The sequence below is a fragment of the Vibrio sp. 10N.261.51.F11 genome (assembly GCF_041471665.1).
GTDB classification, from domain to species: Bacteria; Pseudomonadota; Gammaproteobacteria; order Enterobacterales; family Vibrionaceae; genus Vibrio; species Vibrio crassostreae_C.
Genome location: NZ_JBFROW010000008.1, coordinates 1 through 7,585, shown reverse-complemented (window position 1 = coordinate 7,585; position 7,585 = coordinate 1). Strand labels below are relative to the sequence as shown.

Here is a 7,585-nt window from a genome sequence, read left to right as displayed (position 1 = left end):
CTGTTGCTGTTGCTGTTGCTTCTGGGCTTGTTCGACGACCTCTAAGTTCTTCTTCGCATAAGCATGCTCAGGGTTGATTTCGAGAATACGTTGATACTCTTCTATTGCTTGATCGTACTTACCTTGTTGGGCTTGGGCGTTAGCAAGGTTGTAGCGAGCATCTTCACCAGAAAGGTCTTGCAGCGTCTGCTCTGCGGCTTCGAAATCACCGGCTTTGTATTGAGCAATGCCTTTCCACTCTTGTTGGGTGAACTGTTCAGCAGCTTGTTGGAAGTCCTCGTCCTGATACAGCTGATAGCCTACTTGATCATCGGTTTTCCACGGGTTCGCAAACGCAGTATTTGGTTGGCTAAAAGAGATAACTCCAGCTAAGGCACACCAAACAACCCCTTTCCTGAATAATCCAAGTGCCGGAAGTAATAGCATAGGCAGTAACCAGAAACCGTTGTTTACTCTGGTGTTGAGTGAGTTCTTGGTCTTGGTTACTTCCGATGTTGTTGCAACGCGGTCGAGGTAGCTCGCGATGTGTTCAACATCTGAGTTATCAAATTGAACTTCAGTGAACGTGCCACCATAGCTGCGTGTAAGCTCGCGCATGTTCTTCAAGTTGGTTCTTGCCACCACGGTTTGTCCTGAGTCGCTTTGCAGCATCGACCCCGTAGGTAACGAGATTGGCGCACCGTTTTCACTCCCTACAGCTAGAATCGACAATGTCCAATCGTTGCCATAGAGTAGGGAGTCGATCTGCTTCTTCTCTTGGTCATCGATGTCATCAGCAATCAATACCAAATCACCTTGGTAGATCTTCGCGCGAGTCATCATATCAATCGCAAGCTTAACGGCTGATGCGGCATCACCACCTTGATAAGGCATGATATCTGGCGATAGGTTAGGCACTAGGTTTTTGATGGTGTTGATGTCTGACGTTAGCGGGCTAATGGTGTAAGCATCCCCAGCATACGCCACCATGCCTGTTAGCCCTTCCTTCCATAATGAAAGCAGATCAAGAGCCTTGTATCGCGCTTGAGTTAAGCGATTCGGCTTAATATCGGTGGCATACATTGACATCGACATGTCCATGATCACAACTCGTGCCTGCGTTTTTTCAAAGCTTGGTTGTTCGTTTTTCTCGAAGCTTGGCCCAGCTAACGCAATAACGCCGACCAGCCACCAAATACCGAAGTAAGTACTGCGATTTTTCGATGGCTTGCTTGATTCTGGCGCCAAGTAACGGGCGATGTGTGACGCGAGTAATCCTTGTTTGGACTGTGTCTTGCTCAGCCACCAAATAGCGGGCAGCACGGCAAGCGCCAAGAACCAATATGGGTAGATAAAAGTAAAGTTAGACATTGTTTCTCCTAATGGCTAACAGCATAAATGCGAAGAACATTGCCGCCGACAGTGGCCATACAAACCACTCTTGTTGCGGTCGCCAGATCTTAGTGGCGTTCGTCACGGGCTCTAACTGGTTAATGGTGTCGTAAATCGTCGCTAACTCTTTGCTGTCACGCGCTCGGAAGTACTGACCGCCGGTGCGTTTGGCAATTTCTATTAGTGTACGTTCATCCAAGTCTTGAGCAGTATTGACTTTGCGCGTCATGAAGAACTCTTTGACCATCATCTCGCCTGCACCGACACCCACGGTGTAAATCGTTGCGTCGTATTTCTTTGCAATATCCGCCGCTTCTAATGGGTCTAATACCCCGGCGGTATTACTGCCGTCGCTGAGTAGAATCATTACACGTTGGGGCGCATCGCTATCGACAAAGGTTTTGGTGGCAAGACCAATACCATCACCAATCGCTGTTTGAGTACCAATCAGCTTTAACACCGCTTGATTGAGCTGTTGTGAAAGCGTATCTCTATCTAGCGTAAGCGGGGTCTGCAAGTAGGCGTGATCAGCAAATAACACCAGTCCAACTCGGTCGCCTTTTCGTCGCTCAATAAAGTCACTCAATACGCGTTTCACCGCCGACAAGCGGTCGATGTATTTGCCATTGTACTGCATGTCTTCTTGGCTCATCGAATAGGAGAGGTCGACAACTAACATTAAATCACGATGCTTCGGCTGAAACTCCACCGGTTCGCCATACCATACAGGGCGTGCGCTCGCCGTAACCAGCAGAAGCCAGATAATCACGGACAACGCCTTTGGTAAGCGACTGCTCGGTGTTTTGGTATTACTGTCTTCTGGCAGAAATGGAAGTCTTAGGACATGGCTTGATTCTGACTTTGGTGAGAACAAGTAAACGAGCAACGGCAGTGGCGCGATGAAGAACATCCACCACCAAACGAACTCGATGTTTAGCAAGTCCCCGCTTAGAAACATAGGGCTTAGAAAATCACTCATAACGACCTCGCTTAGGAGGAAGGGCTTTACGAAGCCAAGTTTCGCAATCATTAACTAATTGTTGTTGAGCCTTTTTCTGTTCGTCATTCATAAGGGCTACATCTTGATAGAGCGCTTGTTGCCACTGGGATTGTTTTGCTACAAATAACGGCTTCGCCAATTGCGCATCTAAGAACTTCAACCAATCATCACCAGACAAACCTGCAATTTTTTCACGAGGGAAATAGCTCAGTGCTGCTTGACGAACGATGTCTTGAGCTTTGCTCGGAGACAAGCCATCTTGGGACTGACTATTACTAAAGTAAGACAGCGCTTCTTGTTTCGCCTGTTGATTGTTTTTTCTACGTTTTAGAATGAAAAACACCAAGGCAATCAGGAAAATGGCTGTGATAATGACTGCCCACCAACCCCACGCCAAAGGCCACCAAGTCGGGGCGTCTGGCGCAATCACCGGACTTAAATCTAAGGGCTGTTTCATGACTGAGCTCCTGATATCTGGCTCATGAGTGACTGCGCACTCGACAGCGAGCTATAAGGTATCGCGAGAGATAACCCCATCTGTTGCAGCTGCTGTTTCTTAAGCGAAAAAGCATGGTTAAGCTTTTGCTTTTCTTTATTAGAAGAGAAATTAAACCATTGAGTTTTGCTGCCATCGGTGACCTGTTTAGAGCCTTTATAGGTGGTTTCACCTTGCTCTAGCGGGTCGTAGAAATGCACAAGACGTACTCTGTTGTGTCGGCGAATTTGACTGATAAGTGAGTAGTCACTTTCTTGGTAACGCACAAAGTCACTGAGCATAATAATATCGCTTCCTTTAGGGCAAAGCTGGTGCAGAGATTTCAGTCCATGCTCTAAGGTCGTGTCATTATGATTGTCGTGATTAGTCAGTGCCGTATTATTGATTTCTATGACTTTTTGCAAAATACGCAGTGGAGCATGGTTGCTTGCACTTGGCTTAATCTCAATGACCTCTTTGCCAGTATCGATCACCGCGCCAATTCGATCTTTTTGAGCCACAGTAAGCCAGCACAGTTGGCTAGCAAAGTGTGCAAGTTGAACCGATTTCAGCAACAAGGTTGAGCCGAAAATCATACTGCTTGATAGATCCAAGAATAAAATGACAGGCTGTTCTCGTTCTTCAGAGAAAAGTTTGGTATGCGCTTTGCCCGTTCTGGCTGTTACACGCCAATCAATGCTGCGAATGTCATCTCCCGCTTGATATTGACGAACTTCAGAGAAATTCATCCCGCGACCTTTACGGTTGCTCTCGTGTTGGCCGTTAAGCTGTGACCAAAGGCTCTTGGCGGGAGGCAACCAGCGAACAGACTGCGCTTTGTATTGCAGCAGCTCATCCAGATTTAACGTGACGCCGTCACTATGGTTGGGTAGTTGATTATTCATGCGCGTATCCCTATGCGCTGCCAACCAATGAAATAAGGTGTGCGATCACTTGGTTTGCGGTGACACCTTCAGCTTGTGCGTGGTAGCTGCGCAGTAGACGGTGGCGTAACACAGGGAATGCCATCGCTTGAACGTCTTGTGGAGTGACGTAATCTCGTCCTGCAAGCCAAGCGTGAGCGCGGGCACAACGGTCTAACGCAATGGTTGCACGCGGGCTGACACCCATGTCTAACCATTGATCAAGTTGGTCACTGTATTGCTTAGGTTGGCGAGTCGCCATAACCAGTCTGATGATGTACTGCTCAATGGTGTCTGCCATGTGAGTGTTGAGCACTTCTTGGCGCGCTTCAAAGATCGTTTGCTGAGATATCTGTTGTGGCTGAGCTGATTCGTTACCTTGAGCCTCACCACGGTTGAGTCGTAAGATCTCAAGCTCGCTTTCCATATCTGGGTATTCAACCTCTAGGTGAAGCAAGAATCGGTCTAACTGAGCTTCCGGTAGCGGGTAAGTCCCTTCTTGTTCAATTGGGTTCTGTGTTGCCATTACCAAAAATAGCTCAGGCAGCGCATAGGTTTTTCGACCGGCAGTTACTTGTTTTTCTGCCATCGCTTCCAGCATTGCCGCTTGAACTTTCGCCGGAGCACGGTTGATCTCATCCGCTAGAATCAATGAGTTGAAAATCGGGCCTGATTGGAAAGTGAACTCCCCAGTCTCAGGACGGAAGATGTCGGTACCCGTCAAATCAGCTGGCAACAGATCGGGAGTGAATTGAATACGGTGGAAGTCACCCTCAACACAGTCAGCCAATGATTTTACTGCACGAGTTTTTGCTAAGCCGGGAGGTCCTTCAACGAGGATATGACCATCTGCTAAAAGGGCGATCATCAGTTGCTTAACGAGCTCTTTTTGACCAATGATTTGAGACTCTAGATAGTTTTGAAGGACTTCGAAATTTGTTTTGTGCATTTTGGACTCTCTGGGTATCCATTTGATTTTTATTTTGAGTATTGGTCACTGATTTCGAGGAAAAAGTTCCAGTACATTTGCGTAATTTATTTTTTCAAAATTGGAAATATTTACAAGTGGTTAGCTAAAAACATCGTTAGGTTGTGATTATTACTATATCAATTGGTTTTTATATACAAAAGCTCGGCGGTGGGGAGTGGTTTGAGTTCGGTTGGGTCTCAGGGGGTGAGAACTAAAATTGACTCTCGACAATGCGGTATTTGCTTAGTTAATTCATGCTCAAGGTGAATATTTCTAATTGTTACATCATATTTGCAGTTTTTTGAGAAGAAAGTCTCTAGTTTTATTGGTTGTGGCCGATACATCACTCAGATTGTGCATTGCTTGTTGGAGTGCACTAAAAAAGTCCTGTTCAGGGTATACCAATAACGAGCGATTCTTTTTAAAGGTCCAAATATGTTTAAAACTAACTCTCTGAGTATCAAGCAAAAAGTTGTACTTGGAATTACCTTTGCGGTTCTTGCATCGACAGTGATTGTCGGCGCAATGGCACAACAACAAGCAAGAGATGTATTAAGTCATCGATTGATCGATATTGAACTTCCAGGAATGCTAGAGCGAATCAATGGTGAAATTGACCGAGAAGTCTCTCAGCTATTACTAGCGGCGGAGCAAATTGCTTCAAATGAATTTATTTCTGATGCTATCGAATCGACCGATCGCGATCCCGCACTAGAAAATAAACTGGTTAAACAGCTGAACAATGTTCGTAACCAGTATCAGTTGAACGATGCCTCAGTGGCGAACCGTCAAACTGCTTACTACTGGAACCAAAATGGCTTCCTACGTCAGTTAAACCAACAGCAAGATGGTTGGTTCTTTGGCTTTACGCAATCTGGACAGCCGACCATGGTGAGCATGTTCCAAGAAGCCAATGGCGAAGTGAAGATGTTTGCTAACTACCAACAGCCTTCTGGTTTGGCTATGTCTGGTCTATCAAAGTCGATGGATGACATGGTTAACCTGCTGAACGGTTTCAAGATTGAAAATACCGGTTTTGTCTTCTTAACCGATAGCCAAGGTGATGTTCAAATTCATCGCGAGCGTTCTCGCAGTGACTCTTCACTTCAACAACTTTACGGTCCTCAAGCAAGCCAACTACTGAACAAGTCGGGTTTTAACCTGATTACCACTGAAAGCCAAGGCCAAGAGCTGTTCGTGGCGAGCTTGTATGTGTCTTCAATGGACTGGTTTGTTATTGGTGTCGTTCCGACTGGTGAAGTGTTTGCAGAGTTAGATGCGACTGCGCAGAAGATGCTGATCATGACTGCGGTTGTGGCGTTAGTCTTTATCCTAATGGGCGTAGTTCTGGCGAACAGCATTACTCAACCGATCAAGCTTTTGGCTAAGCGCTTCGGCGACTTAGGTGAAGGCGACGGTGACCTTGCACAGCGTATCGAAGTGAAAGGCAACGATGAAATTGCACAGCTTTCAAAAGGCTTCAACGGATTCATTGAAAAGATTCACGAGTCGATGAAAGAGGTGTGTTCGACAAGCCAAGCGCTTCAAGTGGCGGCAGAGAGTGTTTCTAACAAAGCCCACATCACCCACGACAACAGCCAAGAACAGCGCGACCAAACGCTTCAAGTGGTGGCTGCCATTAACCAAATGGGTATGACCATCAGCGAGATTGCATCGAACGCGGCAACCGCAGCAGAAACGGCAACTCAAGCTTCAGGCAATACGGAAGTAGGCCGCTCTGTGGTGAACAAAGCAAAAGACGCGATCAGTCGTTTGGCGCAAGATATTGAAAGCACAGGTCAGGTAGTAGAGCAACTGGCTTCTACAACTCAAGACATCGGCTCTATTCTGGGTGTTATCCGTGATATTTCAGAGCAAACTAACTTACTTGCACTGAACGCTGCGATTGAAGCCGCACGTGCCGGTGAGCAAGGTCGCGGTTTTGCTGTCGTAGCAGATGAAGTACGTAACCTAGCAAGCCGTACTGCAGATTCAACGGAAGAGATTCAGAAGATGATCAACCAACTGCAAAGCGATGCTAAAGATGCGGTAACGGCAATGAGTGCAGGTAAGGTGATTACCCTTGAAGGTGTATCGGCTTCGGATGAAGCGGTAGACGTGCTGAGTGGCATTTCAGACCGTATCGTTGATATCACAGACCGTAACACTCAAGTGGCAACGGCAACGGAAGAGCAATCAACCGTAGTTCACACCATCAACCAGAACATTGAAGAGATTAACGCAATCAACGAAGTGACAACGAGCACGGCTGAGCAACTTGCTGAAGCGAGCCAAGAGCTTCGTGATCTATCGTCTCGTCTAGATAAGATGGTTGGTTTATTTAAGCTTTAATTCTTTCAAGCTGTAACATGGCTTAGAAAGGGATATAGACGAAGAGCTGGATTCATTTCATCGTGAATCCGGCTCTTTTTATTAGTGCGCTAATTTGCCTCTAACTGCCTTTAGCTTGATCTGGTTTCGGGCTTTGCTTTTAATCACCCTAGCATCATAGGGCGTAAATGAGTAAAATCTCGTTAGGTTTAATATTTAGGTAAGTATCATGAGCGATTTTGAAAAAGAACTAGAGCAGATGACTCAAGAGATGGGCGATGAGCCTGAGGTGAAACTGCCATCACTTGAAGAGCAAAAAGCAATTGTTGCTGAGTTCAAGCGACTAGAGGCGGAAGGCAAACTGACTCCTGAAGTGTTAGAGAAGCATTTTGGCCAGTTCAACAAACAGAATGATACGCCAATTCACTAAGTTGATTTAGACAGGTTTCATGTCTGAAAGAAGTGATATTAGCGGTTGGGTTCATAGCCTAACAAATAAGGATTAAGGTGTTGCG

The 7,585-nt window shown here is 46.3% G+C and carries 7 protein-coding genes; 2 read left to right on the top strand and 5 right to left on the bottom strand.

Going from position 1 to position 7,585, the window contains the following annotated elements:
• The 5 genes from AB4351_RS04045 to AB4351_RS04025 all read right to left on the bottom strand — a co-directional run.
• A partial coding sequence (locus tag AB4351_RS04045) for a VWA domain-containing protein (RefSeq protein WP_372125126.1) occupies positions 1-1,350 on the bottom strand: 1,350 nt, incomplete at its 3' end.
• The gene (locus AB4351_RS04040) at positions 1,343-2,350 is read right to left on the bottom strand and encodes a VWA domain-containing protein (RefSeq protein ID WP_372125124.1); all 1,008 of its coding nucleotides are present in this window, start codon (positions 2,348-2,350) and stop codon (positions 1,343-1,345) included. The genes AB4351_RS04040 and AB4351_RS04045, both read right to left, overlap by 8 nt.
• A complete protein-coding gene (locus AB4351_RS04035; protein WP_017065687.1) occupies positions 2,343-2,828 on the bottom strand; it encodes a DUF4381 domain-containing protein in 486 nt (161 codons plus the stop codon). The genes AB4351_RS04040 and AB4351_RS04035 overlap by 8 nt, the downstream gene beginning before the upstream one ends.
• A complete protein-coding gene (locus AB4351_RS04030) occupies positions 2,825-3,751 on the bottom strand; it encodes a DUF58 domain-containing protein (protein ID WP_017060044.1) in 927 nt (308 codons plus the stop codon). Before AB4351_RS04030 ends, AB4351_RS04035 begins: the two co-directional genes overlap by 4 nt.
• Before the next feature lie 10 nt (positions 3,752-3,761).
• Positions 3,762-4,718, bottom strand: a complete 957-nt coding sequence (locus tag AB4351_RS04025; RefSeq protein WP_017060045.1) for a MoxR family ATPase — start codon at positions 4,716-4,718, stop codon at positions 3,762-3,764.
• A gap of 456 nt (positions 4,719-5,174) precedes the next feature.
• Between AB4351_RS04025 and AB4351_RS04020 the strand changes: the two genes are divergently transcribed.
• Positions 5,175-7,091 carry a methyl-accepting chemotaxis protein gene (locus AB4351_RS04020; RefSeq protein WP_137001445.1) on the top strand — a complete coding sequence of 639 codons (1,917 nt, stop codon included), beginning with the start codon at positions 5,175-5,177 and terminating at the stop codon, positions 7,089-7,091.
• A 208-nt stretch (positions 7,092-7,299) separates the two neighbouring features.
• Positions 7,300-7,500, top strand: coding sequence for a hypothetical protein (locus AB4351_RS04015; protein WP_010431457.1), 201 nt, complete (start codon positions 7,300-7,302; stop codon positions 7,498-7,500).
• The last annotated feature ends 85 nt before the right edge of the window (positions 7,501-7,585 follow it).

Coding starts and splice junctions, on each gene's coding strand:
- AB4351_RS04025 (WP_017060045.1), bottom strand. CDS start 4,718: ATGCACAAAACAAATTTCGAAGTCCTTCAAAACTATCTAGAGTCTCAA.
- AB4351_RS04015 (WP_010431457.1), top strand. CDS start 7,300: ATGAGCGATTTTGAAAAAGAACTAGAGCAGATGACTCAAGAGATGGGC.
- AB4351_RS04040 (WP_372125124.1), bottom strand. CDS start 2,350: ATGAGTGATTTTCTAAGCCCTATGTTTCTAAGCGGGGACTTGCTAAAC.
- AB4351_RS04030 (WP_017060044.1), bottom strand. CDS start 3,751: ATGAATAATCAACTACCCAACCATAGTGACGGCGTCACGTTAAATCTG.
- AB4351_RS04020 (WP_137001445.1), top strand. CDS start 5,175: ATGTTTAAAACTAACTCTCTGAGTATCAAGCAAAAAGTTGTACTTGGA.
- AB4351_RS04035 (WP_017065687.1), bottom strand. CDS start 2,828: ATGAAACAGCCCTTAGATTTAAGTCCGGTGATTGCGCCAGACGCCCCG.